This is a genomic window from Halomonas sp. IOP_14 (assembly GCF_021021315.1).
In the GTDB taxonomy this organism is placed as follows: domain Bacteria; phylum Pseudomonadota; class Gammaproteobacteria; order Pseudomonadales; family Halomonadaceae; genus Vreelandella; species Vreelandella titanicae.
Genome location: NZ_JAINWD010000002.1, coordinates 128,382 through 154,299, shown reverse-complemented (window position 1 = coordinate 154,299; position 25,918 = coordinate 128,382). Strand labels below are relative to the sequence as shown.

Sequence of the window (25,918 nt, the reverse complement as noted above, 5' to 3'; positions counted from 1 at the left end):
ATCTGTATTCAAATGATAGCACTGAGTAATCTGGTTGGGCATATAACACGGAGGATTAGCCATGCCACGCTTCAGCCTCACCCAGCTTCGTTACCAGTTGCGCTATCAACTACAGCAGTACCATCACTACCGTCGTAGCCGCCGCCACCTGCTGGCATTGGATGATCGGCTACTTGATGATATCGGCATCACCCGCGAACAGGCGAGAAAAGAGGGCCGTAAACCGTTTTGGCATCATTCACTACGTGAAGGAGGAAATTGTGACAACCGCTGAGTATTACCTACTCAATGTCTTTACCGACCAGCCGTTTACCGGCAACCCATTGGCCGTCTTTCTAGAGGCTGATGGGTTGGCAGCCAGTACCATGCAGGCGCTGGCAAATGAGCTTAACCTGGCCGAAACGGTGTTTTTAAGCTCTGCCACTGAACCGAATCACTACCCGATGCGGATCTTTACGCCTACTCGTGAACTACCTTTTGCAGGCCACCCCACGGTAGGCACTGCGCATCTGCTCAGGGAACTGGATTTAGTGAACCGCGAGCAAGGTGTTGTGCTCCACCCTTCCATCGGAAAGCTAGTGGTTAAGTATGAACAAGATAGGGCAACGTTTAAGACCGCCCAACCCGCCATGATCACAGACAGCACTATTGACCGCACCACTGCCGTTGAGCTGCTGGGATTGGACATCCATCAGGTGAAGGGTGATCCGGTGATTGCCTCCTTCGGGCTCCCCTTTCATTTGATCGAACTCACTGACGTGGCAGCGTTAGAGAGCGTGCGTATTTCTACGACGGCTTGGGCAAGTGCTGTTATGTCTAGCAGTGCCGTCCAGATTTACCTGTATGTGATTGAACAACAAGGCGGGGCAGAAACGGTAGTTCACAGCCGCATGTTTTGTATGCATTCCAGCATTTGCGAAGACCCCGCTACCGGCAGCGCTGCAGCGGCCTTAACCGGCTATTTGGCATCACTGCAACCAGGCACCTTGCACTGCAAAATTCATCAGGGTGTCGAAATGGGGCGGCCCAGCGTTATCCATACCGCTGCCAATGGCGAGGTCAAGCCCGGCCTTGTGACGGTGGGCGGTAACGCAAAAGTGGTGGGCAAAGGCGAGTTTTACCTGGAACGATAGCCAACCGCCTCACAAAAAAGAGTGCCCGCTATTTAGCGGACACTCGGCTTTTCGCTCAGTTTGTACTCGGAGACCAGGCCTCAAGCCGCCTGCACTTCTATACGGCGCGTGCGGTGGCTGTCTTTCTTGGGCAGCGTTAGCGTCAATACGCCGTTGACGAGAGTGGCGGTAATGGCATCACTGTCCACTTCGTGACTGAGGTTAAAACGCCGCGCAAAACGCTGGCCGCGAACCTCGGCGTGCAGCGCGCTCAGCCCTTCGGGCATATTTAGCGCTATCTCACCTTCCAAGCTCAGCACGTTGTTGTCGAGCTCTATTTTCAGCGTTTCATTAGTAACGCCAGGCATATCTGCCACCAGTTTGAGCGCATTGGACTCTTCAATGATATCCACCGCTGGCAGCAGGGTTTCTTGAGAAGGTTGCTCCTCGCCACGCTGTAAAAGCGGGGAGTGGTTGGATGAACGAACAACGTTATTCATGATTTATCCCTCCTTATACAAGGTTAACAAACATGATTTACGCCGCCTGAACATCAATACGCCGCGGCTTGAGTTCTTCGCGTTTAGGCAACACGATCTCGAACACACCATGGGCATGGCGTGCCTCTGCCCGCTCGGCATCTAAGCCATCGGGGAGTGCAATCGCCCTTACAAACTCACCGCTGGCGCGCTCTCGGCGAAATACCGGGCGCGAGCTGCCATCCTCATTACCACTCGTCACAGAGTCTCGCTTGCCACGTAGCGTCAGCACATTGTCTTGAATATCAATGGTCAGATCAGAGTGTGCCAACCCCGCAGCAAACACATACACACGCACGGCATCATCGCTACGCGCCACATTGATCATCGGGAAACTACCCCGCGGCACCGCACGAATATCCATCGCATTGCCATCGGGGAAGAAGCCGTCCAACAGTTGACTAAACCAGTCAAACTGCCGAGGCGAGCCGGTTTCAAAACGCTTGAGATCATCGAACATATCGAACACCTCCTACGTTAAGCAGACTGTGAGAATTGTCATAAGAGGCAGCCTCTTACGCAACCCACAGAAGCAGCCTCTACGATGTAAAAAATAGGAGCGGTCAGTCGATTTTCAAGGGTCTGTATGGCAATTTTTGAGGCTTTTTTTACGGCCGTCAGCGCTCCGATCAATGGCGGCAGACACCACTACTTACCGATGATGACCGTCCCCGATCCGGTGATGACTTCATTACCGTGGGCACCCACACTGCTCAGGACAGCGGCTGGCTTACCGTTGACGAATACGGTGGACGAGACTTCGTGAGTAATAGGACTGCCGCAAGCAGATTTATCGTCTAACCTTGCGGCAGACAAGCTATCGTAAAAAACATCAGGCGAGCCACTGACTAGTGGGTTTGTACCGTGCCCTGGGATAGGGCACGCGGTAAGGTCAGTAATACGTGCTGCTGGCTTTCCACTCATGATATAGCTCCTTTAAGCGTATGCCGTTTTAAACATCTCAATAGGACGATTATTTAATATTAATTAATATTCATCAAGTTTGTTAGTGCTCACTTAAGGGCCTACGCTTAGCCAACTGCCAGCCATCAGGCAACCGTAATATCGGTAGAGAGATAGACATCCTGAATCGCATGCAGCAGCTCAACGCCTTCCTGCATGGGTTTCTGGAAGGCCTTACGCCCTGAGATCAAGCCCATACCACCGGCACGTTTATTGATCACCGCCGTGCGCACCGCTTCGCCGAGATCAGAATGCCCCTTGGAGCCCCCGCCGGAATTAATCAAACCCGCGCGGCCCATAAAGCAGTTGGCAACCTGGTAGCGGGCCAAATCAATGGGGTGGTCAGTGGTTAGCTCGCTGTAGACATTGTCGTGAGTATGGCCAAAGCCTACTGCACGGTAACCGCCGTTGTTCTCAGGCAGTTTCTGCTTAACGATATCCGCCTTGAGGGTTGCGGCCATATGGTTAGCTTGGCTGGTGAGGTCGGCGGAGGCGTGATAATCAGTACCGTCCTGCTTGAAGGCTGGATTGCGTAAATAAGCCCACAAGACCGTTACCATTCCCAATTGGTGAGCGCGCTCGAAGGCCTCGCTAATCTCCATGATTTGCCGACGGCTCTCATGGGAGCCAAAGTAAATCGTCGCCCCCACCGCCACGCACCCCATGTCGTGGGCCTGGTCTACATCAGCAAATAGCGTCTGATCGTATATCGCCGGATGGCTCAACGTTTCGTTATGGTTAAGCTTGAGCATCATCGGGATTTTGTGGGCATAACGCCGCGCCACCGATGATAAAACACCCAGCGTCGATGCCACGCCGTTACACCCCCCTTCGAGTGCCAGCTCAACGATATTGGCCGGGTCGAAGTAGCGTGGGTTAGGAGCAAAAGAGGCGCCTGCCGAATGTTCAATGCCCTGATCTACCGGCAATAGGCTAAGGTAGCCAGTACCCGCCAAACGACCGTGATTAAACAAACTCTGCATATTGCGCAGCACCGCTGGGCTGCGGTCGCTATCCGCCATCACACGGTCAATAAAGTCTGGGCCCGGCAGGTGCAAGCTATCGCGGGGTACGCCCTGGCACGTGTGATTAAGCAAACTCTCGGCGTCACTGCCAAGCAAAGCGGCTATATCAGTCATGATGAGCTCCTTTATATTTGTATGTAACAAAAAGTAAGTGTATGCCAAAAACTGCTTAAATAAAGCGTATCGATTTAATAAAGCCTAGGCTTTGTCTGAAAATTCGGCGAGCGAAGGCCAGACAAGGCAAAAATCGACGAAAAGACGGAGTTTACATGGTGTAAATGAGTACTTTGAGCCGATTTTTAACGCCGTATGGTCGAGCGCAGCCAGTTTTCAGACAGATCCTAGCGCTTCAATAGAGCATAGAGGAAGCACCACCGCAATCAGGTGGCGCTAGGTCTCCCTACAGTTGACAAGACTACGACTAAAAGATGAAAACACAATCAAGAATGAGTGTTAGTCGCAAATAAGACTCCTCTTGTTTCCTTCGCTTCACACTTGGAATCACCTTTATAATGCCCGCCTCTTCGCCACTTATTGCGCCGTTGGCATCCAGCTATCGGCGTTTTATCGTTCTCCGTTTGCTGATTGTCGCGGGTTTAGCCATCGCCTTGGTCATCTCCCTGCTGGCTGATATCGCCAGTGGCCCTGCACATATCCCAATGGCTGATTTAATCGCGCTGTTGTTTGATGCCCATGCTCAAGGCCCGATTCAGCAGGCCATTGTCTGGGAGATCCGCATGCCTGCGGCGCTAATGGCGGTACTGGTAGGCGCCACCCTGGGTCTGGCCGGTGCGGAAATGCAAACGGTGCTGAATAACCCCCTGGCCAGCCCGTTTACCCTGGGCGTTGGTGCAGCGGCTACCCTCGGGGCATCGCTGGTGATTGTCTTTAACCTCACCCTGTTGGGTCTAAATGCCCACTACGCCACCGCCTTAATGGCGTTTGTGTTTGCGGCGGCGTCGATTTTGACCATCAATGCGCTGTCGCGCCTCTACGGGGCCAGCCGTGAAATCATCGTGCTGTTTGGTATTGCGCTGGTCTTTGTACTCAATGCACTGGTCGCGCTTTTGCAGCTCATCGCCAGCCCCGATGCGTTACAGCAGTTAGTATTCTGGACGATGGGCAGCCTGTCCCGTGCCTCCTGGGAGACGGTGGCCATCGTGGCAGCCGTGTTGGCTGTTTGCCTGCCCTTCTCGCTGCGCAGCGCCTGGGCGATGACGGCACTACGCTCGGGTGATGAACACGCACGCAGCTTCGGCATTGCGGTTGAACGTCTGCGGCTTATCTCGCTACTGCGGGTGAGTTTACTTGCCGCTGCGGCGGTCGCGTTTGTGGGCACTATCGGCTTTATAGGGTTAGTCGGCCCACATATGGCCCGGCTGGCGCTGGGTGAAGATCACCGCTTTTACTTACCGGGCAGCGCCCTGGCCGGGGCGTTGGTGCTTTCGCTTGCCTCTATCGCCAGTAAAACGCTGGTCGATGGGTTGGTGCTTCCCGTGGGTCTGGTGACCTCGCTGGTGGGTATCCCCTTCTTTATGGCATTGATCATGATGCAGGGGCGAGCACGATGAAGGCAGGTTTTACGCTCAGCAACTTCACGACCGGTTATCGCAAACGGCGCGTCTTCGACCAGCTAAGCCTGCCCACACTACCACCCGGTTCGCTGGTCGCGGTGCTGGGGCCCAATGCGGTGGGTAAATCGACCCTGTTAAAAGCAGTCGCTGGCCTACAGCCTTCCAGCGGGCAAATGCAGCTCAACGATATCGACCTCGCCACCCTCAGCGGCGCAGCGCGGATGCGCCATGTGGGCTATTTGCCGCAAATGCTCCCTCAGGCCACCACGTTAGTCGCTTATGAAGCGGTGCTTAGCGCCTGCCGTGCGGTGCGCCCCGATTTAAGCCGCGCGGCGATTGAGGCATTGATTGAGCGTGTGTTCGATGCGCTGGCCATTCGACCGCTAGCCTTACGCCCGCTAAGCGAGCTTTCCGGCGGTCAGCGCCAGATGGTGGGTCTGGCCCAGACGATTGCCCGTCAACCGGCGCTGTTACTGCTGGATGAGCCCACCAGTGCGCTGGATTTGCGTTGGCAGCTGGCACTGATCGATACCGTGCGCACAGTGATTGCGGAACGGCAGTCGGTCTGCCTGATGGCTATCCACGATATCAATCTGGCCCTGCGCTTCTGCGACCAAGTGCTGCTGTTTGGCAACGGTGGTCTGCTGGCTGCCGGCGACCCTCACACGGTGATTACCCCCGACGTACTGCACGCTGCCTACGGGGTCGAGTCACGGGTCGAGCAATGCTCGTTGGGGCGGCCAATTGTGCTTAGCGATCGCGTCAGTGAGCAAACTGCGCACTCCATTTAGCGACGTCAATCCAGGATAACCCAATGCGCCACCTGGCTATCAATCTGTTGTGTTGGATCAGTCTGTTAAGCACTACCGCTTGTTGGGCAGCCGGTTCACAGGCGGGCTTTCCCAAACAACTTACCGATCTCGCCGGGCGCCAGGTAACGCTTTCAGCACCGCCATCACGGCTATTTCTTACCCAGCCGCGCCAGCTCTATGCGCTAGCCAGCTTACTGGATAACCCGACCGAACACTTGGCGGGCTGGGCCTATCCGTTGGCCGTGTTCGACCCTTCCATGGCCCAGCGTTTTACTACCCAGTGGCCCGCGCTTGCCCAGCTGCCCACGCTTTCACACGCGCCAACCCCCCAGCTCGATAGCGAAGCGCTACTGAATCTGGCCCCGGATCTAGTGCTGTTTGATCTCTCACATGCCAGCAGTGTTGAAGGCTCCCCTTTGGCGCAGCTACTCGATGAATTGGGCATTGCCTACCTGTTTATCGACTTTAACCGTCACCCGTTGGAAAACACGCCCAAAAGCCTGGCTCTTTTAGGTGAGGCATTAAACGCGACGCCACGGGCCAATCGTATGATCTCTCTGATTGAACAGCGCTTGGCGCGTATCGACCAGGGTTTGGCAGAGCTGAGGTTGACAGAGCATCCCACTGAACCGCCCAGGGTACTGATCAATGTCGCCCCTGGAGTAAAAGTTGACTGCTGCCGTACCAATTTAAGCAACGGGCTGGCCGACCTGGTCGCGCGGGCAGGCGGCGATAATATCGCCGATGCGTTAACCCCCGGCGCTTCGGCGACGCTAAGCAACGAATGGGTACTGAGCCACCCGCCCGACGTCGTTATCAATACCGCGGGGCAGTGGGCAGCGGGGGATGGTATCAGCGTGGGGCTTGGGGTTAGCGATGCAGAGATTGCCCAAAACCTGCGCTCGCTTAGTCAAGAACTGCCCGGCTGGCAGCATCTCGACGCCGTTCAGCAAGGGCGATTCTATGCCCTTTGGCACGGTTTCCACCAAGGCCCCTTCGCCATCGTGGCACTGGAGCGTATTGCCCAGTGGCTGTACCCCGCGCTTTTTAGTGACCTCGACCCGGCCGCCACCTTCGACGCCCTGCTCCCCACCACGCCAGTACTAAGTCGCGAAGGTCACTTCTGGGGCACCCTCAACCCTCAATAACGCTTGCTCACTCAACCCACTGACGATAAAAAGGATCGATACCACCCATGTTCCGCTCTCGAACCATTGCGCTGTTTTCGCCGCTGCTGCTTCTGAATCCGCTGCCCTCTGCCTATGCTCAACAAACCAATGAGACCGCTTCAGAAACACTGATCGTCACCTCGGATCGTCTAACCGATGTGGTGCCGCAGAGCTATCGCGCCCAGCGCTCTAGCCTGGCCAGCAAACAGCCGGTGTCGTTTTTGGAAGAGGCCCGCACCGTGGAGTCGATTACCGCCCAGGTAATGGCCGACCATAATATCGACAGCCTCACTGAGGCGATGGCGATGGTTGCGGGGGTCACCGAGGGCAACAATATGGGGGGCACCGAGGATGGCTATATCAAACGCGGCTTTGGCAGCAACAGCGATGGCTCAATTCTGATCGACGGTATCCGCCAGCCACGCGGCACCTTCTCCATGGCAACGGTGGATCATGTCGAAGTGCTCAAAGGACCAGCCTCGCTCTTCCAAGGCCAGCAGGATCCTGGCGGGGTAATCAATTTGGTGACCAAACGCCCTGAGTACGAGTGGCAGCGCGAAATCAGCGCCGAAGCCACCTCCTTGGGTGGCGGCAACGCCAGCGTCGATGTCACTGGCCCGCTTGCCGATACCGGGCTTGCCTTCCGCTTTATCGTCCACCATGAAGATGAAGACTCCTTTCGAGCCTTCGGTAATAATCGACGCACTACCGTTGCCCCCTCGCTACGCTGGGAAGGCAGCGACAGTCGCGCGCAGATCTCCTATGAGTATCGCGATTACGACCTGGATCTGGATCGCGGCACGGTGATTGTCGACGGTGAGCCCGCCAAGGTACCCAATGACCGCCGTTTCGATGAACCCTGGTCGCGGGTATTTGGTCACGACGAAGCGGTCACCGCCTGGTGGGAGCAGGATATCAACGACGACTGGTCGACAAGATTGACCTACGGCTGGAACCGCCGCCAGTACAGCGATGGCCAACCGCGGGTATTGCGTGTGAATGAAGACACCGGCGCACTAACCCGCCGTGCAGACGCCAACTACGGCTTTGACCGCCGTGTGCAATACACCGCCTGGGATACCACCGGTACCGCCACTCTGGCTGGCATGCGCCACGACCTGACTGTCGGGATTGATCACGAACGCCGCCGGGACTACGTGGGCGATGTGTATCGCGGTTCGGCGGTCACCGACCAGAATATTTATGATATGAGCTACGGCGGTCTTAATCTGGATAGCGATCGCCTTAACACCTCGCGAAGCAACCGCTTGGATGAGATTAATACGACCGGCGTTTATCTCAATGACCGCTGGCACTTCAACGACCGCTGGACGCTGGGACTAGGCGGGCGCTATGCTCACTATGAGCAGTTTGGTGGCCGTGGCCGCCCCTTCGTGACCGCCACCGATATCAGCGACGATATTTTCCTACCGTCGGTCAGCTTGCTGCATCGTCTAACCCCTGAGACGTCCGTTTATGCCAGCTATAGCGAGGCCTTTGTGCCCAATGGCGCCGACAGTGATACGGGCAAGACGCTGGATCCTGAGCACAGTATGGGCAGCGAGATCGGCATCAAACACCTATGGAACGACCAGTTCTCGTTAGCCGCTGCGCTCTTTGATATCCGCAAGGAGAATGTGGCCGTCTCCGACAACGGCGTCACCCGCACGGTAGGCGAAGCGGGCTCCCGGGGTGTGGAGCTAACGGTTTCCGGCCAGTTGACCGATCAGCTTTCGCTGTTAGGCGCTTACGCCTATACCGATACCGAGGTGTTGAAAGATACCGAAGGTACCGAGGGTAACCGGCTAACCAACGCCGCACGCCACACCGCAAACCTTTATTTGGCTCACGACCTAGCTACCGGCCCGGAACTGGGCAACTGGCGCCTGGGCGGCGGGGTTCGTTATGTGGGTGAGCGCGAAGGCGATGCCGACAATAGTTTCCAGCTAGACGCCTACACCGTCGCCGATGCGTTTATCGGCTGGGATACCCCTTGGCTAGGCGACAACCTGCACCTGCAGCTCAACGCCAAGAACCTGTTCGATACTACTTACTACCCCTCAAGCGGTGGCAGCACACGGGTAGTGGTCGGCGACCCACTGGAAGTTAGCCTGCAGGCGTCGGTGAAGTTTTAAGAGTCAATTACTCGGCGTGATAGCTTGCTCTTAATTAATCTTTGTGACAACTTTTGTATATGAGAAAAATATCATAAACTTAACACTAGGAACGCGCCGATGAAATGTACCGCATGCCAGCAGGGAAACTTAGTCCCCAGCTTTCTGGATGCTCTTTTCCGTAGTCATACTTGCGACAATTGCGGCGGCAATTGGATCTTGATTGAAGATTACATTAGCTGGAAAGAACGTCATCCCGAACATGTGTTTGAGGATATTTGCGTTGAAAGCATTGAGGTGGAAGATACCGTAGGCGCACTTATTTGCCCAGTGACCGGCGGCATTATGAGCAAGTTTCGAATCGCCAAAGATAATGCTCATAGGATCGACTATAGCGCGCGGGTAGGCGGCGTTTGGCTGAATAAAGGCGAGTGGGAAATGCTGGTCGCCAAAGGACTTGCGGGCAATCTGAACAGCATACTGACAGACACCTGGCAAAAGCGGATACGTCAGGAAAAAACCAGTGACACCTTTGAGCAGCTGTATCGCAGCAAGTTTGGTGATTCTGACTACCAAAAAGCCTGTGACGTGCGCGAGTGGCTGCATAGCCACTCTCAAAAAGCCGACTTACGCGCTTTCTTAATGGCAGAAAACCCTTACTCCGCTATTGAGTGAGTGCTTTAGGCAGGTGTTAGGTCGGGGATATTCATAATATGAAAGAGGATTACCTCGGTATCGAGGTAATCCCATCAAATGGTTATCGTCCCCAGGCTATCGCTTTATCAATAGCCTGAAAAAGCCAATGCATCGACTGATGATACACACCAGAACCGCCGGAACTCCGAAGACAAACAAAGATGCAAACAGCCATCCTAGAAATACAGAAGCGATGGCCTCGTGCTGGTAATCGCAGGAAGACATGTCGGTTGTGTACGCGCAGAACTCTCCTTGAGTATTATGATCAAGTGCTACGTAAACCATCAGTGATGCAATGATCAAGGCAAGAGCAATCGAAATCAGTAGGTATATCGCTTTGATCCGTTTTTTATTCACCTCCACCTTCCCATATATTGATAGATAAACGTGGAAGCGATTCGTCAGGCAACATTAACTATCCTCCGTTCTTACCTTCCCCCATTGACCAACCCCCTCCGCAATTAAGCTTAATTGACGCACCACTAGGGCACCGGTCTCTTCATTACCCCCAGTTAGTTGCCGACGTTGGAACTCACGCTTGATATCTGCCCAGCGCTGTTTTTCTTCCTCGCTCAAGGTGCCTCTAAGCTCTTTCAGCTTGAGTAGATTCTCTTCGGCACCCTGGGTGAGTAGTTGCGCTTCGCCGACATAGTGATCATTAATAATGGCTTCAAGCTCGTCGTCGCTAAGTATCGGCGACATCTTCTCCGACAACCGATTCATATTGCGGTAGCTGCCCTGTAGGCGGAACGGCGGCTCGGTGCGGTACTCGTCAGCCTGGGCGCTGGAGGCGATATACTGCTGATTAACACTCAGCACCACTTCACGTGCTTTAAACATATTCTTCAGCACCGACACGATCTCTTCGCGCTCTGCGGCGCTATAGTCGTGTTCAAAGTCGGTGCTCGGCACCTCCCGGCCCATGGCGATATCCACAAAGCGGTAGAAATCGTCCATGCCGCGTGTGGCCAAAGAGGCGAGCACCGTATTGGCACTCATGGCGTTCTCAATGTAGGAGAGCGCAAACACCTCCTCCATACCGCTTAATACATCGCCCAGGTTATAAACGTCAGCGCGGTTGGCCAGCATGTCGGGCACTTTGAACACGTCGCCGCTTTCGGTGTAGGGGTTACCCGCCATGGCGATACAGAAGCGCTTACCGCGCATATCGTAGGTCTTGGTACGCCCGTTCCAGATGCCGTCAACCCGACGGCTGCCGTCACATAGCGAGATAAACTTCTGCAAAAACTCCGGGTGAGTATGCTGAATATCATCCAGGTAGAGCATCACGTTGTTGCCCATCTCAAAGGCGAGGTTGAGCTTCATCAGCTCAGCCCGGGCGGTAGAGTGGGTAGCCGCGTCAGGATCCAGCGAGGTCACATCATGGCCAAGGCTGGGGCAGTTAATCTTCATAAAGATCAGCCCCAAGCGGTTCGCCACATACTCCATAAGCGTGGTTTTACCGTAGCCGGGCGGGGAGATCATCATCAGCAAACCGCTATTATCCGTTCGCCGCGTATCGCCTACCGTGCCCATCTGTTTAGCCAGGTTATCGCCAATAATGGGCAGGTAGCTTTCGGTAATCAGCTTATTGCGTACAAAGGAGTTGAGTGGCTTCGGCAGGTACTCTTCGAGCCGCAACCGCTCCCGCTGCTCGCGTATAATCAGCTGGCGACGCTCTTGTAACGCCGTCCAGTTGCTTATAACAACCTGCTCGTGGTGGCGCAGCCGCTCCTGAAAGTCGTCTAGCTGTAGGGTTAGCTGCTGCTGTTCCAGGCGCCCGTGCTGGCCCAGCAAGCCGGTAACCGTGAAGGCTAGCTCGACATTATGGGTGGCGGTGCTTAGCCGGTCAGCCGTGTTGAGCATGGCGATCGCTTCGGGAAGGTAGTGCAGCAATGCCTCTTGCTTGGCTTGCCCAGCGTGGGCCTGCAGCCAGTGGGAAGTGATCACCCAGCGGGCGCCGGGGTTACCCGCCACCACGGCCAGGGCCTCTTGGAAATGTGCGTAGTGCCCCTGCTGCTGCATGGAGGTGGTAAAGCTTTCCACCAGGCTGGCGGCGTACTGGGTGACCGGAAAACGCTCCCCCTCTTCCGCCAGTTGGCGCACCAGAAAGTCCGTGGCACTGCTTATCTCACTCACCGAGCAGTTGATCTGCTGGGCCGCTACAAAAGCGTTAAGCTGCGGCTGTACTTCCTGGATCAAGGCATTGAGCAGATCCTCGTTGTTCATAATGCGGCACAAAATACCCGCCGACAGGCAGCGGGCGCGAAGGTTACGGGTCGCGTCTTCATCATGAATACGGTCGGCCCAGAACAGCATCGCCAGCGCCCGGGGCAGCGGCCCAAACCCTAGCAAACCAGCACTTTGGCGAGCCGGCCACAGGGTGCGTACGATCAGCGCAGCGTCGTGGTCGTGAATGCCTTTTTCGTAGCTTTCGCGATAGCGCGGTGAGGCAAAATTAGCAATCTGGCGCTGTAGCTCGCTGAAATCTTCCACATTAATTGGCTTAGCACCGGGCTTCGCCAACTCGTCCATAAAACGATAGGCAAGATACTCGGCACGATAGACTGCGGGGCTTTCCGAAGGCAGCAGCATCCCCCAATAGTCTTGCAGTTCGATCAGCCGCTCATCTTCCAGCGGCTCGTAATACTGAGTGCCCGTCAGGTGCAGCATGATGCGCTCTTGGCGCGGCACCAGGGTTAAGTCGAGATGCTGCTGGTTGACGCTGAAGCGGTGGCGCGGCCCTAAGCGAATAACATCGCCACCGGATTCATAAATATCGGAACGGTCGCGCACGCTACGCATGGCGGCATCCTGGGAGGAGCGAAGCCGCCCGGCGATATCATCCGCCTCAAGATTGCCGCCCATCTCGCGTAGCTCATCGATCATGCTACGCACTTTGCCCACCATGGCATCCGCTGCGAAGAAGCTATGCAGCTCTTCCAGGGTTTCAAAGCGCTCCGTACGGCGCTCCACGTTGGCCAAAATCCGCTGACTGGCGTCCGTTAGAGTAGAGACGCGACGTTGACGCTCATCCTGCAGCTGCTGGCGGCGTGCTTCGATGCTCTCGTGGGCACTTTCACGCTGTTCGAGAATGGTGGTCAAAAATTCATCAAATTCACCGAACTGACTCTCCAACTCCTGGAGTTGGTCGAGTATGCGGGTCATTAGCTGATCGCAGTCGTCGGGCTCCCGCAGCGCACCAACACCGTTGGCCAAGCTTTGCTCAAACAGGCGGATCTGGGCTGCAAACTGCGCCTGAGCCTCTGCGCTCCCCTGCTCTCTTAAACGAATCTCCGCTTCGGAGCGCTGCTGATTAATAGAGGCGTAGATGCTGGAGATGTTCTCGGTAATCCGCGTCTGCTCAATAGCATCGCCGCCGGACATCGACGACAGCAGCCCTTGAATCATATCCAGGCCCGCGGTTAATTCGCGATAACGCTCCACGCACTCCGCCAGCTGCTGGCGATTTTCCGCCTCACCGACCTGCTCTTTTAACGCCGCCAGGGTTTCCCGGTAGCCGTCCAAGGCTTCAGGCTGGGCAAGAAAGCTGAAGGTCTGCTGGGTAAGCGACTGCTCCGCTTTATCCAGCGCTTGCTCTAACGTTTGCAGGCGCTCTTCATCCAGGTAGCGGCGCTCACGCAACGCCATCAGTCGGCCACGATGGTCGCGTAAGTGCTTCAGGTAGGTGACGAATAGGTCGGGAGTTTTCCAACTGCTGGGCTTTAGCTCCCGCAGCAGCGTCGCCTGCTGTTTTTCAACCTCATCTAGCGCCTGGGCTGTCTGGGCACGAATCGCCTGGACTTTCTCATACTCATCTAGCATCAGTTCAGCGGTGTGCTTTAGCTGTTCAAGCGCGGCGTGAATGGTTTTAAAGTCAGCTTCACCAATCCAGTGGAACTGGTTCAGCGTGCGGTCAACCCGCCGGATGATGGCGTTAAAGTGGCGTTCTGATGCCTGCTGCTCGTTAGCGAGCTGCACGATGCTATTGAGCTCGGCAATGCCGCGTACTAGATCCGGGTTACCAATTCGGCCTAGTGGCGTGTCGTTACGCACCGCATCCTGGGCATGGAAGCGCTCCGACATAAAGGGCGTCGCCCATACCTGGATAGGATGAACCAGCGTAGGCTCGTCTTCAGCGTAAAAAATCGCTAGGTGACCGTTTTCAAGTATCGCCGCCCCGTGCCCCACCATGGGGGTATCGACCTGCTTGCGGATCAAGTTGTAGCGATAAAGCACCACCTGCCCGGTTTGCGGCGCGTAGAAAGTGTAGAGAACATCTTCGCCGTTTGGCGAGCGCACCATACGTTTGAAGCGCAGGTCTTCCTCGGGTACTTCGTAGGTGGTCAACTCACCCGTATTTAAGTAGTAGCCTGAGGGAAAAATCAGGCCGTGGTTTTCCGGCAGCTCAACGACGGAGCCCGCCATGGCATCAACACGTTTAACGTGCTGCTCGCCACGATTGAAAAGGTAGTAGCGCCACTGTTGCTCATTGAAGGGCAAAATACGGATCAGCACCACCGCACCAAGATCAGCATATTCAAAGCTGGCATCGTCCAGCGACTGGGAGTCTGACTCCACCGGGTCGCTAAAGACACCCTCGCCGCTACTGGTGTTGTTCTCGATCTTGAAGGTAATATGTCCGCGCAGGTTATCCACGAAGACGGTATCAAGGATATTCAGATGGGGCGCGCGACCCTGCTCCTGCATATCCCGGCCTGCGGTTTGCCAGGAAAAAGCGAAGCGGTCAGGAAAGATCAGGTCGCGCTCGCCGCGATTATCGATATAGCGGCTCACCTCGCCGCTGGCGGCTAACTCCCAACGGAAGACGCGCAGATCGCTTAGTTTTTCACCGATTTGAAAAGCAATTAGCAGCTTATTGTTAAGGGTGACCAGTTGAACCAGCGTGGCATGGCTGTAGTATTTCTGGAGTTCTTTGAAATCCTGAACAAAGCGGCTCTCGGTGAGGAAGCTATTCGCCATTGGCGCTTCACTTAACTCAAGCCCCTCTTCATCATCTTTGAGGTGGTAGAGCGCAAAAATATCGCTCGCTTCCAGTTCTTTGCGCAGCCCTAATTGAACATTAAAGCCAAACAAAATTTGCTCGCCAATGCGTACCATATCGCGAGCAATGGCGTTATTTTCGGTACGTACCCTGGCCCTGCCCAGCAGCGCCATGCTGCTGCTACCGAAAACGTCAGCGCGGGCGGCGTTCAGCTCTCCGATCGAAGCGCCCAGTTCGCCGCCCTGGGTTCTCAACCGCCGCTGAATCGTCTCGAATGCGGTGCTTTCTCTGACGATGTTTTCAACCGAAGCGTGCTCCTTCGACATAGGTATTCATCCTGAAAAGTGCTCACTAGAAATAGCAAAGACCGCAATTGGGTGACAGTTGCGGTCTTTGGCTTTTACGAAAACTGCCTGGATAGGTCACCGGCCGCTTGGCGCGACACTAACGGCAAAGGTAGGGCGGCTCTCCACATAGAGAGCCGCCCTATCCTTTAGGCAGTTTCGGAAGATTTGCCAGAACTCATGGCACGATTTGCCAAGCCCGCAAGGGTAGCTTGCAGTGCTGGTGATTTATCAAGCACGCCTTGAACTGCTTTACCGTAGCCTAGGCCAGCGGTGAGTTTTTCAAACACATCACTGTCGCCACCAATCAGTTCAAACTTGGCATTGTGCATCGCGGCAGCCATTACTTTGCCATTTTCGAGCATACCGATGCGCTGAGCTTCGATTTGCGCCATGACTTCTTTTTCGTGAACCTCCAGGTTCATACGGAACTCTTCGAAGTGGCGAGCCTCTTCGGACATATTGTCGTAAGCGCGCAGCTTCTCGACCAAGCCATTCGCTTCGGCTTTGGCCATTGCTTCTCTGGACTGCGCTTTCGCAGTGCCCAGTTTTTCCTCGCCCATGGCCTCGGCTTCAAGGCGCTGTTCAAGAATACGCACCTCCGCCAGCCCGGCATCTTCGTCAGCTTTCGCATTGGCCGTTTTAACCTCGGCAAGGGCAAAGCCTTCACTGCGCTGGGCTTGAGCACGCGCTTCCAGCACTTGCGCTTCGGCCAGCCCGTCTGCGGCGGCAAGCGCTTGGTGACCGCGTGCCTGCTTCTCTTCTGCGGCGGATTTCTTCTCTGCCGCATCCAGATCGGCTTGGGCGCGAATAACCGCTTCCTCCACTTCCAGCTTGGAGCGCTCGAAGACTGCTTCCGCGGCGCGCACCTCTTTGAGCTTGCGCTCTTCCGCTTCGGCTTGAGCAGCGGTCAAGCGAGTGACCTTCTGGCGCTCCGCCTCGGCGCGGTTGCGCACATCGTTAATATTCTCTTCTTCTTCCGCCACGCTGCGCTCAACCGCAATACGCTGGCTGGTAATGTCGGCAATCTCTTTGCGCTCTTCTTCCAGCGCTTTTTCCATACCGATTCGTTCAATTTCTACCGCACGTTCACGGGTCACATCCTCAAGCTCTTTTGCCTGACGAATGCGCACCTCTTCGATCTGTACCGCACGTTCGCGGGCCTTGGTCGCCATTTCGATCTGGCGCTGCTTGTTCTCTTCGGCAATCGCTAGCTCTTCGTCGGTTTTAATCCGCGCGGCTTCGCTTTTCGCACGTTCTTGCTGAAGCACCTGCTCGGCTTCGGACTGCTCACGAGACTGCAAGCTTTCGATTTCACGACGCTGACGCGCCTCGGCATCGGCCTGAGTTCGCTCAAGCTCTAATGCAGCCTCGCGAGCCGATACATTCTTGCGCTGGATTTCCAGCTCTTGGTCGCGCTCCAGGCGGTTGGTCTCAACATTGTGCCGGGCGGTAATCTCGGTGATGCATTTGATACCTTCTGAATCCAGGATGTTGTTCGGATCCAAAGAGCTTTTCGGCGTCTGCTCTAAATAATCAATGGCAACGTCTTCGAGAATATAGCCATTAAGATCCTGACCAATGGTCTCAACAATGGCGTCGCGGAACTGCTGGCGCTCTTCGAAGAGCTGCATGAAGTCCATCTTTTTACCGACGGTCTTCAATGCTTCGCTGAACTTGGCGTTAAATAACTCATTAACGGCATCACGGTCTGAGGCGCGGCCTACGCCAACGGATTTAGCAACGCGCAAGACGTCTTCGGCAGTGGCATTGACGCGTAAGTAAAATGCTACGCTAATGTCGGCACGCAAATTATCGCGGCAAATCAGCCCCTCTTTCCCGGTACGATTGAGCTCCAGGGTGATCACCGATACCTTCATGGTTTCGGAACGGTGAACAACGGGCAGCACCATAGCCCCGGTAAAGTAAACCTTGGGCGTTGCGGAAAGGTCATTGACGATTAATGCCTGGCCTTGATCTATTTTTCGATAAAAGGCTTTAAACAGTGCCAGTATTGCAAGCAGTGCAATAACAATCACACTGACACTAACCAGTAGTGGCATGATCCACGACAAATCCATCTTCATCTCCTGCACCAAGGCAATTAATCGGCTAAGCCGGCTTCAAAATCTTTTTCAGATATCACCCAGTACGCATCTTCAGTAAACAGGTACTGAATAATGATGGCGCGCTCACCGCGCACCAGCGCTGAGTCGCTTCGCACTTGCAAAATAAGATGGTCACCATCGATATGCGCATCGGCGCGGCCTTTCTCTTTTGTCACCTCTGCCGAGCGAACAGTGCATTGCTTACCTGTCAGACGTTGCTCAATAGGCAGGTGCTGAGCGGGGCGAAAAAGGGGCCGCAAAGGGCGAATCAGCAAGGACGTGACGATAGTGGCGACAACAAGCCCTAATATCAGCACGACGCCATTAAACACCCACAGCAACAGGCCTGGGTTTAGGTGTGTTCCTAACAACAGCATTGCGAAATAGCTAAACAGCCAGCCGGTTAATGCCAGCAGCGTAATCACTAGCGGCAGGGGAACGCCGTGCAAGCCCAGCGTTGCCAGTAAACCACCCAGCGCCAGCGAACCGCCTTCGCCAACATCACCCTCGACTACGTCGCTATCGACCAATCCCGATAGCGAAACTAACCAGTAAAGAACGGCGACACTTAGCAGTACTGTAAAGATGACGGTAGGAAAGCTGGTAATAATCGAAATAAATAAAGGCATGCGCCTGAAACCCAGTAAGGCTAAACACAAGCGCCATCAATACTGAATGCCGCCATGAGGGATCGCCCTTTTTCATCTTGTTGAGAAAGGGCTCTTCTATAAAAAGTCGTATTAAGTCGATGCCATTTATTGCTTAGGACTTTAACCCTGATAGCAACGCCGGGAAAAACTACAGCATCTCCTAGCAAAATCAATTCAGTCATCGATTTTTAAGAGATATCTTACAAACCCAATAGCGAATGTCTTACAAAATCCGGTATTTTGGGCAGAATTGCCTAAGATCGCTGACCGCCCTTTTGGTCGCCAGCAAAGTTTAGCTGTCACAGTACGCACGCACACTGAACGGGGAGTCTCTGTCAAAAGAGATATTAGAGGCTTGCTGAGAGTTTGAGTCGCCGACCCGACCACTTCCTGACCCGGAAACCGAAAGGACAAGTCCTATATTGCGCGAAACACATTCATTTTATTCGCCACACCTTAAATACGCTTTTTAGTCGTCTACACGGGTGTTATCCATTAGGATTAATGCGATGAGTCACTTCAACCCCGTCAGGAGATGCGCCCATGCTGCTTTCCACTTGGTTGCTTTTTGTTGCCGTGGCACTAGTCAGCATTGCCAGCCCCGGGCCCGCTTTTCTAGTCGCGGTGCGCAATGGCATGGCAGGAGGAGCCAAACGCGTGGCGCTTTCGTCGCTGGGCAATATCACTGGCCTACTCATACTGGCCAGTGCAGCAGTCTTGGGGCTGGGGGTGGTGTTGAACGCCTCGGAAGTGCTGTTCAACCTGCTTAAACTGGGCGGCGCAGCCTACTTGATCTACCTGGGCATTCGTCAGTGGCGCAGCAACACCTCCCTTGCGGTCTCAACCAGCCCGGCAAAACCCACTCCCAGATGGCGCACTGTCAGTGAAGGCATACTGGTCGCCATGAGCAACCCTAAGGCGATCCTGTTCTTCACTGCCCTGTTTCCACAGTTTCTGGATACGCAGCACGCTTTGCTTCCTCAGTTCTCCATCATGGTAAGCACCTTCATGGCACTCTCCTTTGTCACCTTGATGACCTACGGCACCCTTGCCAAGCATCTCGCCCGCTGGCTGAGCAGTCGCTCGCGGGTGACATGGGTCAATCGCCTGATGGGCAGTGCTTTTATCGGATTGGGCCTATCCATTTTACGCTTACGGCAGCCGGTGTAGCGCCCTATTGATTGTGGCTGCGGGCCAACGGGCAATCATCGCGGTGACAATAACGGCAAAGAGTAGCCTTGCCCACAAGATGCCCGCTATATCGGCCCCGAGCATCAAGATCAGCAGCGTGTCTTCTATAACGCTATGGCAGAGGCCGAGAAAGCACAGTGCAAGCGTGCTATCACGCTTGCTAAGCACCCCGTTCTGCACATCCCGAATCAGCAGCCCTGCGCCATAGCTTAATCCCAACGTAAAACCAATCACCGTTACATTAGCTGCCGAACGGCCAATGCCTAATAGCTTGAGTAGCGGTAGCAAACCAAGATGAATCCAGCGCTCCAGGCCGAGCTTTTTCAGAAGTTTTAGGAGCACAATCAGCGCTAAAATAATCACAAAGATAAGCGCTAGCGTTTCAAGCTGTGCAATAGCCCAACTGCTTAGCGTTGGCGCTGTCGACAAGCTTGGTTGCCATACCAATGCTACTGGCGCTTGCAACAAACCAAAATACGAATAGAAGCAGTGCAAGAGCCAAGCAAGCAGCAAAGCCCCACCTACGCGCAGGACTAACGTAGCCCACCAAGGTACGCCAGCGCGCTTGGCAACGGCCCCCTCAACAGGAATTGAGTGCCCTACCAGCATTAATGCACCCAGCACTGTCACTTGCTCGACACTCAAGTGCATATCACCAGCTACTTGGAGAAATACCGCAATGGCGGTGTACAAGTTGGTAAAGAGCGCCGCCGCCCACACAACGCCCAACTGCTCGGGCAAACCGAGTATGCTCATTAAGGGAGCTAATACCGTTCCCAGCCAGCCGATAACCCCCAAGAGCTCTAATCCTTTGACGATAAGCAACGCTGGAATCAGGATTTTGAGCAGCGTCAGGTACACGCGCAGCGCGTCTTGTAATAGGTGAGTTACCCAAGCCAATAGATGATGAATTTTTATCTGCATCAAGCCCCCGTTGCCATCATTTGAACAACGGTTATGATAATGGGGCTGGCGCAGAATATTCTTTTCAATTCCGCACTAACAATCACTATTCGTTCTTTATGAGCTCAGAAAGGACATTTTATTTCATGGACGCCATTGATCGACGAATCCTTGACCAACTTCAGCGTAACTCCAGCCTGACCAACCAAGCGCTAGCGGACGAGATAGGGCTTTCACCCTCTGCCTGTTTAAAGCGCGTTAATCGATTACGCGACGCTGGAATCATTGAGCAGCAGGTAGCACTACTCAATCCTGACGCCTTGGGGCAGTGCTTGCACATGGTGGTAGAAGTCACCATGGAGCGGGATAACAAATCACTCTACCAGCGTTTTTTAACAACAGCGCTGAGCGCCCCTGAAGTGAAGCAGTGCTATCAGGTAACCGGAGAGTGTGATTTTGTATTGATCGTGACAGTCGCTGATTTAGATGAGTACGACAGCTTTTGTGATCGCGTGCTCTATGGCGACGACAACCTGCGCAAGTTCCGCACGCTACTGTCGCGTAAGCGGCATAAGTTTGATACGTCTGTGCAGCTCAGTCGTTGAATGCTGCTCACGCCGTCAATCCAATCCCGCGCAAAATCACCGAGGTCACCGACTGCACAGCCTTTTCGAACTGCAAGTCGTCCAGCGGTTGGTCGTCGTTGAGCAGGTAGATTTGGTAGTCAAAATCAGCGTAGTGCTGGGTGGAGGCCCAAATCATATAAAGAAGGTAGGAAGGCTCGACGGGGTTGATTTGACCTGACTCGACCCACTCGCGAATTTTCGACTCCTTAAGCTTGGCCCATTCGTAAAGGTTGTCGCGCAGGCGCTCCTTAAGAATCGGCGCGCCCTGCATGACTTCGGCCGCCCAAACTTTCGAGCCGTGGGCGCGGTTGCGGGAGTGGTTCATCTTGGCGCGAATATAGGTGGAAAGCACGACACGAGGATCATCGTAGAGCTCGAAGCAGAGCGCGTCCTGTTTCCACACCTCGAGAAGCTCTAACAGAACATCTTGATACAGCGCTTTTTTGGTCGAGAAGTAGTAGTGCACATTGGACTTGGGGATCTCTGCCAGTTGTGCGATTTCGCCCATGGAAGCACCTGCATAGCCCTTTTCGGCAAACAACTGCTCTGCCGCCTGGAGAATCTTTTTTACGTTGGTTTGCCGAATTTCGTCCTGGGTTCTCGCCACGCTGTTCTCGTCCCTATACGTCTGAAGTACGCACCAAAAAAAGCACCATCGCAGAGCGACGGTGCTGAGAAGATGTCCTAGTTACTCTAAGACGTCAACTTTGATTGTTGGGGAACGAGAACTCGGCCCGGGTGGCCTCGCTCACCGACGGCCAGCGCTGGGAGACCGCCTTGCGGCGAGTATAGAAGCGCACCGAGTCCGGCCCGTAGGCGTGAAGATCCCCAAACAGCGAGCGCTTCCAACCACCAAAGCTGTGGTACGCCACGGGCACCGGGAGCGGCACATTCACGCCCACCATGCCAACCTCGATACCATCGGTAAAGCGGCGGGCGGCTTCGCCATCGCGGGTGAACAGGCAGGTGCCGTTGCCATACTCGTGGTCGTTGATCAGTTGCATGGCGTCATCCAGGCTACCCACGCGCACCACGCAAAGCACCGGCCCAAAGATCTCTTCCTGGTAGATGCGCATTTCGGCGGTGACGTTATCGAACAAGCAGCCGCCCACGAAATAGCCCTCTTCATAGCCTGAGACTTGAAGGTCGCGACCATCGGCAACCAGTGTCGCGCCAGCCTTTACGCCATCTTCGATGTAGCCGAGGACTTTATCCCGGTGCTCAGCGGTCACCAGCGGCCCCATATCCAGATCCCGCTTGGTGCCGGGGCCGACTTTTAATTGAGCGATTTTAGGAAGTAGGGTTTCAACCAAACGGTCTGCGGTCTCGTCGCCCACGCATACCGCTACCGAGATCGCCATGCAGCGCTCGCCGCAACTACCAAACGCTGCGCCCATTAATGTGTTGGCGGCGTTTTCCAGGTCGGCATCCGGCAGCACCACGGCGTGGTTCTTCGCCCCACCTAACGCCTGAACGCGCTTACCCGCGGCGGAACCACGAGAGTAGATCGCCTCAGCCACTGGCGTTGAGCCGACAAAGGAAATGGCTTTAACGGCCTTGGCATCCAGCAGCGTTTCCACCGCTTCGCGACCGCCGTGGACTACATTCATTACACCTTTGGGTAGCCCCGCTTCTTGAAGCAGTTCGGCTACTGCCATGGCCGCCGAAGGGTCTTTCTCCGAAGGCTTCAATATAAACGTATTACCACAGGCAATCGCCATGGGGTACATCCACAGCGGCACCATGGCGGGGAAGTTAAACGGGGTGATACCTGCCACCACACCCAATGGTTGGAAGTTTGACCAGGCATCAATGCCCGGCCCTACATTGTGGGAATACTCTCCTTTGAGCAGCTCTGGCACCCCACAGGCGTACTCGACGTTCTCAATGCCGCGCTTGAGTTCGCCCATGGCGTCTTCGGGAGTTTTGCCGTGCTCTTCACTGACCAGTTGCACCAAGCGGTTAGCGTTATCTTCGAGCAATTGCTTAAAGCGGTACATCACCTGGGCACGCTTGGCGGGCGGCGTATCGCGCCAGGCGGGAAACGCCTCTTGGGCGGCGGTAATGGCGCGCTCTACATCGGCGGCATTGGCATCCGCCACTTGGCGAATCACTTTGCCGGTGGAGGGGTTGGTGACATCCAGCGTACGCTTACTTTCAACTAACTCGCCGTTAATCAGATGGGAAACAACACTCATATTTAAACTCTCTGAAATTTAGGTCAGTCGGTTATGCCAGCGAATCTTAGGCTAACGAATCCAGGGTGGTGGCCACGGCGTCGAACAGCCGCTCTAGCTCGGCCTCGGTGGTGCCAAAGGGAGGGCCGAATTGCAGCGTGTCGCCGCCGTAACGCACGTAGAAGCCTGCTTCCCAGAGCGCCATGTGGGCATCGCGGGGACGGATCGTTGGGTCGCCTTCCCGGGGCGTTAGCTGAATGGCACCAGCTAGGCCGTAGTTACGAATATCGACAACGTGATTGCGGCCTTTCAAGGCGTGTAGCTTCTGCTCAAAGGTAGGTGCGATGGCGCTGACCTGAGCAGGGAAGTTTTCACGCTCCATCATCTCAAGCGCCGCCAGACCCGCCGCACAGGCCACCGGATGGGCGCTGTAGGTGTAGCCATGAGGAAACTCAACGGCATGTTGGGGGCCACCGGCGTGCATAAAGGTATCGAAAATCTCGCTGGACGCGATCACCGCGCCCATGGGAATTGCGCCGTTAGTGATCTGCTTCGCCACGTTCATGATATCCGGCGTGACACCAAAGGCTTCCGCACCGGTGGTTGCTCCACTACGCCCAAAGGCGGTAATCACTTCGTCAAAAATCAGCAGGATGTCGTGGGCAGTGCAGATCTCACGCAGCCGATCCAGGTAACCTTTCGGCGGAACGATCACCCCCGCCGAGCCGGACATCGGCTCAACAATCACCGCAGCAATGGTGGAAGCATCATGTAGGGCGATTTGATCGAGCAATGCATCGGCAAGCTCGGCACCGGTTTCCGCTTGGCCACGGGTGAAGGCGTGACCCGCTTGGAGGGTGTGTGGCAGGTGGGTTACATCCATCAACTGGCCGTAGTGTTTGCGATTGCCGCCGATCCCACCCAGGCTGGTGCCGCCAATGTTTACCCCGTGGTAGCCCTTGGCGCGGCCAATCATGCGCGTTTTCTCTGGCTTACCTTTTAGCCGCCAATAAGCCTTGGCCATTTTGACCGAGGTATCTGCGGCTTCTGACCCCGAATTGGTGAAAAACACATGATCCAGTCCGGCTGGCGTAAGGCTGGCCACCTTTTCCGCCAGTTTAAACGCCAACGGATGGCCAATTTGAAAGCCAGGCGCAAAGTCGAGGCTACCTAGCTGCGCCGCTACGGTTTTTTGAATCTCTTCACGGTTGTGGCCCGCGCCGCAGGTCCATAGCCCGGAAAGTGAATCGAACAGCTTACGACCCTGGTCATCAATGTAGTAGCGCCCTTCCGCACCGGTGATCACACGCGGGTTGGCATGGAAGTCGCGGTTGGCACTAAACGGCATCCAGTAGTGCTGATTAAGTGCCGTTTTAGAAGACACCTCCTCCATAGAAGAGCTCGATGCTTCAGGCTTCGTTTTGCTTTTTATTCCAAACATGCTGTCCAGCTCCATCGCTATAAGACTTGGTCTCAGCATGCGCCAGCAAACACGTTTATAAAATTATGCTTTTCTTTTGTTCACGTTAGAGAATCTATACGTAACGTCGGCTTTTTTATCTCTACTCTAGCAATGAGCCAAACAATAATCGGGGAGTCGCCAGCTTCCTCCGTGCTCAATAAAAGGAAGTCATATGAACTCGTTTGCTGAACCGAAAATCGCTACAGCTGATTTGCGCACTGACAGTGACCGCCTCTGGGAAGCACTAATGGAGATGGCCAAACTAGGCGCCACCCCTAAGGGCGGCGTTAATCGCCAGGCGCTTACCGATTTAGAACGCCAGGGACGTGACCTATTTATCCAGTGGTGCCGTGCCGAGGGCTGCACTATTCGCATTGATAATATCGGCAATATCTTTGCCCGTAGGGAAGGCAGCGATCCAACCGCCAAAACCGTTATGGCCGGTAGCCATCTTGATAGTCAGCCTACCGGTGGCAAGTACGACGGTTGCTTCGGCGTGCTCTCTGGCCTGGAAGTGATCCGCACCCTTAACCAGCACAACATCACCACGCAATCCCCAATCGAAGTCGTAGCCTGGACTAACGAAGAGGGCTGCCGTTTTCCGCCCTGCATGATGGGTTCCGGCGTATTTACCGGCGAGCTGGAATTTGATGCCATGATGGCGCGCACCGACGCCGATGGCGTCACGGTAAGCGATGCCCTGGACGCCATTCACTACCGTGGCAGCGACAGCGTCTCGCCAGATGAGATCAAAGCTTACTTTGAACCACACATTGAGCAGGGCCCGATTTTGGAAGATACCGACACCACTATTGGTGTGGTTATCGGCGGACTTGGGCAGAAGTGGTTCGACTTAACGCTGACTGGACTTGAAGCCCACGCAGGCCCTACACCGATGAACCTACGTCGGGATGCCATGATGGGCGCAGCCGAAGTCACCCAAGCGCTCAACCGTATCGCCTTTGAACATCAGCCCCACGGCCGTGGCACAGTGGGCTGTATGACGCTGCACCCCGGTTCACGTAACGTGATTCCCGGCCAGGTTAAAATGACTCTGGATATGCGCCACTGGGAGCCTGAAGCCCTTATCGCAATGGGCAAGGCGGTGGCCGCCGCCGTGGAAGACATTTGCCAACGCCACGGGCTGGCATATGAATTAACGCCCACAGCGGATTTTGCCCCGGAACACTTCAACAAAGAATGTGTTGATGCGGTGCGTGAAGGAGCGAAGAAGCTCGGCCTATCACACATGGATATCATCAGCGGCGCGGGCCACGATGCAATGTTTGTGGGCCGCGTAGCCCCCGCGGCAATGATCTTTATTCCCTGCAAGGACGGCATTAGCCACAACGAGATCGAAAGCGCCACGCCGGAACACATTCATGCAGGCTGTAACGTTCTGCTCCACGCCATGCTGGACGCTGCTGGCCTAGCGGAATAGGTATTAA

Annotated in this window: 21 protein-coding genes; 10 read left to right on the top strand and 11 right to left on the bottom strand. The window is 55.0% G+C overall.

Going from position 1 to position 25,918, the window contains the following annotated elements; translation table 11 throughout:
• Window positions 1-61: 61 nt before the first annotated feature.
• On the top strand, window positions 62-274 hold the full coding sequence (locus K7H09_RS02305) for a DUF1127 domain-containing protein (protein WP_230803421.1): 213 nt from the start codon (window positions 62-64) through the stop codon (window positions 272-274).
• A complete protein-coding gene (locus K7H09_RS02300; RefSeq protein ID WP_230803419.1) occupies window positions 261-1,133 on the top strand; it encodes a PhzF family phenazine biosynthesis protein in 873 nt (290 codons plus the stop codon). Before K7H09_RS02305 ends, K7H09_RS02300 begins: the two co-directional genes overlap by 14 nt.
• 80 nt (window positions 1,134-1,213) lie before the next feature.
• Here the strand turns inward: K7H09_RS02300 and K7H09_RS02295 are convergent, their stop codons facing one another.
• The 4 genes from K7H09_RS02295 to K7H09_RS02280 form a co-directional block, all read right to left on the bottom strand.
• On the bottom strand, window positions 1,214-1,612 hold the full coding sequence (locus tag K7H09_RS02295; RefSeq protein WP_022521745.1) for an Hsp20/alpha crystallin family protein: 399 nt from the start codon (window positions 1,610-1,612) through the stop codon (window positions 1,214-1,216).
• A 37-nt stretch (window positions 1,613-1,649) separates the two neighbouring features.
• Window positions 1,650-2,111, bottom strand: a complete 462-nt coding sequence (locus tag K7H09_RS02290; protein ID WP_022521744.1) for an Hsp20/alpha crystallin family protein — start codon at window positions 2,109-2,111, stop codon at window positions 1,650-1,652.
• A gap of 188 nt (window positions 2,112-2,299) precedes the next feature.
• Window positions 2,300-2,575, bottom strand: coding sequence for a PAAR domain-containing protein (locus tag K7H09_RS02285; protein WP_082116848.1), 276 nt, complete (start codon window positions 2,573-2,575; stop codon window positions 2,300-2,302).
• A gap of 125 nt (window positions 2,576-2,700) precedes the next feature.
• Window positions 2,701-3,753, bottom strand: a complete 1,053-nt coding sequence (locus K7H09_RS02280) for a class I fructose-bisphosphate aldolase (RefSeq protein WP_230803417.1) — start codon at window positions 3,751-3,753, stop codon at window positions 2,701-2,703.
• A gap of 398 nt (window positions 3,754-4,151) precedes the next feature.
• Here K7H09_RS02280 and K7H09_RS02275 point away from each other — a divergent pair, with 398 nt between their 5' ends.
• The 5 genes from K7H09_RS02275 (at window position 4,152) to K7H09_RS02255 (ending at window position 9,983) form a co-directional block, all read left to right on the top strand.
• Window positions 4,152-5,210 carry a FecCD family ABC transporter permease gene (locus K7H09_RS02275; protein WP_230803415.1) on the top strand — a complete coding sequence of 353 codons (1,059 nt, stop codon included), beginning with the start codon at window positions 4,152-4,154 and terminating at the stop codon, window positions 5,208-5,210.
• On the top strand, window positions 5,207-6,004 hold the full coding sequence (locus K7H09_RS02270) for an ABC transporter ATP-binding protein (RefSeq protein ID WP_230803413.1): 798 nt from the start codon (window positions 5,207-5,209) through the stop codon (window positions 6,002-6,004). Before K7H09_RS02275 ends, K7H09_RS02270 begins: the two co-directional genes overlap by 4 nt.
• Window positions 6,005-6,027: 23 nt before the next feature.
• The gene (locus K7H09_RS02265; RefSeq protein ID WP_230803411.1) at window positions 6,028-7,173 is read left to right on the top strand and encodes an ABC transporter substrate-binding protein; all 1,146 of its coding nucleotides are present in this window, start codon (window positions 6,028-6,030) and stop codon (window positions 7,171-7,173) included.
• 47 nt (window positions 7,174-7,220) lie between these two features.
• Window positions 7,221-9,329, top strand: a complete 2,109-nt coding sequence (locus K7H09_RS02260; protein WP_230803409.1) for a TonB-dependent siderophore receptor — start codon at window positions 7,221-7,223, stop codon at window positions 9,327-9,329.
• A gap of 99 nt (window positions 9,330-9,428) precedes the next feature.
• The gene (locus K7H09_RS02255; protein ID WP_230803407.1) at window positions 9,429-9,983 is read left to right on the top strand and encodes a zf-TFIIB domain-containing protein; all 555 of its coding nucleotides are present in this window, start codon (window positions 9,429-9,431) and stop codon (window positions 9,981-9,983) included.
• Between the two features lie 432 nt (window positions 9,984-10,415).
• Here the strand turns inward: K7H09_RS02255 and K7H09_RS02250 are convergent, their stop codons facing one another.
• From K7H09_RS02250 to K7H09_RS02240, 3 genes are all read right to left on the bottom strand, one after another.
• Entirely contained in the window at window positions 10,416-15,335 is a 4,920-nt protein-coding gene (locus tag K7H09_RS02250) for a DNA repair ATPase (RefSeq protein WP_230803405.1), read from the bottom strand.
• Between the two features lie 167 nt (window positions 15,336-15,502).
• Complete coding sequence (locus K7H09_RS02245; RefSeq protein WP_230803403.1) at window positions 15,503-17,434, bottom strand: hypothetical protein; 1,932 nt, start codon at window positions 17,432-17,434, stop codon at window positions 15,503-15,505.
• Between the two features lie 23 nt (window positions 17,435-17,457).
• Window positions 17,458-18,090, bottom strand: coding sequence for a hypothetical protein (locus K7H09_RS02240; protein WP_230803401.1), 633 nt, complete (start codon window positions 18,088-18,090; stop codon window positions 17,458-17,460).
• Window positions 18,091-18,654: 564 nt separating this feature from the next.
• Here K7H09_RS02240 and K7H09_RS02235 point away from each other — a divergent pair.
• Complete coding sequence (locus K7H09_RS02235; RefSeq protein ID WP_230803399.1) at window positions 18,655-19,281, top strand: LysE family translocator; 627 nt, start codon at window positions 18,655-18,657, stop codon at window positions 19,279-19,281.
• On the opposite strand, the gene K7H09_RS02230 is transcribed toward K7H09_RS02235, so the two are convergent.
• Window positions 19,264-20,226, bottom strand: a complete 963-nt coding sequence (locus tag K7H09_RS02230; RefSeq protein ID WP_035538744.1) for a nucleoside recognition domain-containing protein — start codon at window positions 20,224-20,226, stop codon at window positions 19,264-19,266. The two genes, K7H09_RS02235 and K7H09_RS02230, sit on opposite strands and share 18 nt — an antisense overlap.
• Before the next feature lie 125 nt (window positions 20,227-20,351).
• Between K7H09_RS02230 and K7H09_RS02225 the strand changes: the two genes are divergently transcribed.
• Window positions 20,352-20,810: an Lrp/AsnC family transcriptional regulator gene (locus K7H09_RS02225; RefSeq protein WP_027957057.1), complete on the top strand. Its 459-nt coding sequence runs from the start codon at window positions 20,352-20,354 to the stop codon at window positions 20,808-20,810.
• A 7-nt stretch (window positions 20,811-20,817) separates the two neighbouring features.
• Here the strand turns inward: K7H09_RS02225 and K7H09_RS02220 are convergent, their stop codons facing one another.
• From K7H09_RS02220 to K7H09_RS02210, 3 genes are all read right to left on the bottom strand, one after another.
• Entirely contained in the window at window positions 20,818-21,438 is a 621-nt protein-coding gene (locus K7H09_RS02220; RefSeq protein WP_041158696.1) for a TetR/AcrR family transcriptional regulator, read from the bottom strand.
• A 94-nt stretch (window positions 21,439-21,532) separates the two neighbouring features.
• A complete protein-coding gene (locus K7H09_RS02215) occupies window positions 21,533-23,029 on the bottom strand; it encodes a CoA-acylating methylmalonate-semialdehyde dehydrogenase (RefSeq protein WP_230803397.1) in 1,497 nt (498 codons plus the stop codon).
• 46 nt (window positions 23,030-23,075) lie between these two features.
• Complete coding sequence (locus K7H09_RS02210; RefSeq protein ID WP_027957060.1) at window positions 23,076-24,449, bottom strand: aspartate aminotransferase family protein; 1,374 nt, start codon at window positions 24,447-24,449, stop codon at window positions 23,076-23,078.
• A 193-nt stretch (window positions 24,450-24,642) separates the two neighbouring features.
• On the opposite strand from K7H09_RS02210, the gene K7H09_RS02205 reads away from it, so the two are divergent.
• Window positions 24,643-25,911: a Zn-dependent hydrolase gene (locus K7H09_RS02205; protein WP_027957061.1), complete on the top strand. Its 1,269-nt coding sequence runs from the start codon at window positions 24,643-24,645 to the stop codon at window positions 25,909-25,911.
• Window positions 25,912-25,918: the final 7 nt, after the last annotated feature.

Bases quoted from the DNA above. Each gene is read 5' to 3' on its own strand.
- K7H09_RS02280 (WP_230803417.1), bottom strand. From the start codon at position 3,753: ATGACTGATATAGCCGCTTTGCTTGGCAGTGACGCCGAGAGTTTGCTT.
- K7H09_RS02250 (WP_230803405.1), bottom strand. From the start codon at position 15,335: ATGTCGAAGGAGCACGCTTCGGTTGAAAACATCGTCAGAGAAAGCACC.
- K7H09_RS02305 (WP_230803421.1), top strand. From the start codon at position 62: ATGCCACGCTTCAGCCTCACCCAGCTTCGTTACCAGTTGCGCTATCAA.
- K7H09_RS02235 (WP_230803399.1), top strand. From the start codon at position 18,655: ATGCTGCTTTCCACTTGGTTGCTTTTTGTTGCCGTGGCACTAGTCAGC.
- K7H09_RS02270 (WP_230803413.1), top strand. From the start codon at position 5,207: ATGAAGGCAGGTTTTACGCTCAGCAACTTCACGACCGGTTATCGCAAA.
- K7H09_RS02205 (WP_027957061.1), top strand. From the start codon at position 24,643: ATGAACTCGTTTGCTGAACCGAAAATCGCTACAGCTGATTTGCGCACT.
- K7H09_RS02275 (WP_230803415.1), top strand. From the start codon at position 4,152: ATGCCCGCCTCTTCGCCACTTATTGCGCCGTTGGCATCCAGCTATCGG.
- K7H09_RS02260 (WP_230803409.1), top strand. From the start codon at position 7,221: ATGTTCCGCTCTCGAACCATTGCGCTGTTTTCGCCGCTGCTGCTTCTG.
- K7H09_RS02225 (WP_027957057.1), top strand. From the start codon at position 20,352: ATGGACGCCATTGATCGACGAATCCTTGACCAACTTCAGCGTAACTCC.
- K7H09_RS02215 (WP_230803397.1), bottom strand. From the start codon at position 23,029: ATGAGTGTTGTTTCCCATCTGATTAACGGCGAGTTAGTTGAAAGTAAG.
- K7H09_RS02230 (WP_035538744.1), bottom strand. From the start codon at position 20,226: ATGCAGATAAAAATTCATCATCTATTGGCTTGGGTAACTCACCTATTA.
- K7H09_RS02265 (WP_230803411.1), top strand. From the start codon at position 6,028: ATGCGCCACCTGGCTATCAATCTGTTGTGTTGGATCAGTCTGTTAAGC.
- K7H09_RS02295 (WP_022521745.1), bottom strand. From the start codon at position 1,612: ATGAATAACGTTGTTCGTTCATCCAACCACTCCCCGCTTTTACAGCGT.
- K7H09_RS02240 (WP_230803401.1), bottom strand. From the start codon at position 18,090: ATGCCTTTATTTATTTCGATTATTACCAGCTTTCCTACCGTCATCTTT.
- K7H09_RS02290 (WP_022521744.1), bottom strand. From the start codon at position 2,111: ATGTTCGATGATCTCAAGCGTTTTGAAACCGGCTCGCCTCGGCAGTTT.
- K7H09_RS02255 (WP_230803407.1), top strand. From the start codon at position 9,429: ATGAAATGTACCGCATGCCAGCAGGGAAACTTAGTCCCCAGCTTTCTG.
- K7H09_RS02210 (WP_027957060.1), bottom strand. From the start codon at position 24,449: ATGTTTGGAATAAAAAGCAAAACGAAGCCTGAAGCATCGAGCTCTTCT.
- K7H09_RS02245 (WP_230803403.1), bottom strand. From the start codon at position 17,434: ATGGATTTGTCGTGGATCATGCCACTACTGGTTAGTGTCAGTGTGATT.
- K7H09_RS02285 (WP_082116848.1), bottom strand. From the start codon at position 2,575: ATGAGTGGAAAGCCAGCAGCACGTATTACTGACCTTACCGCGTGCCCT.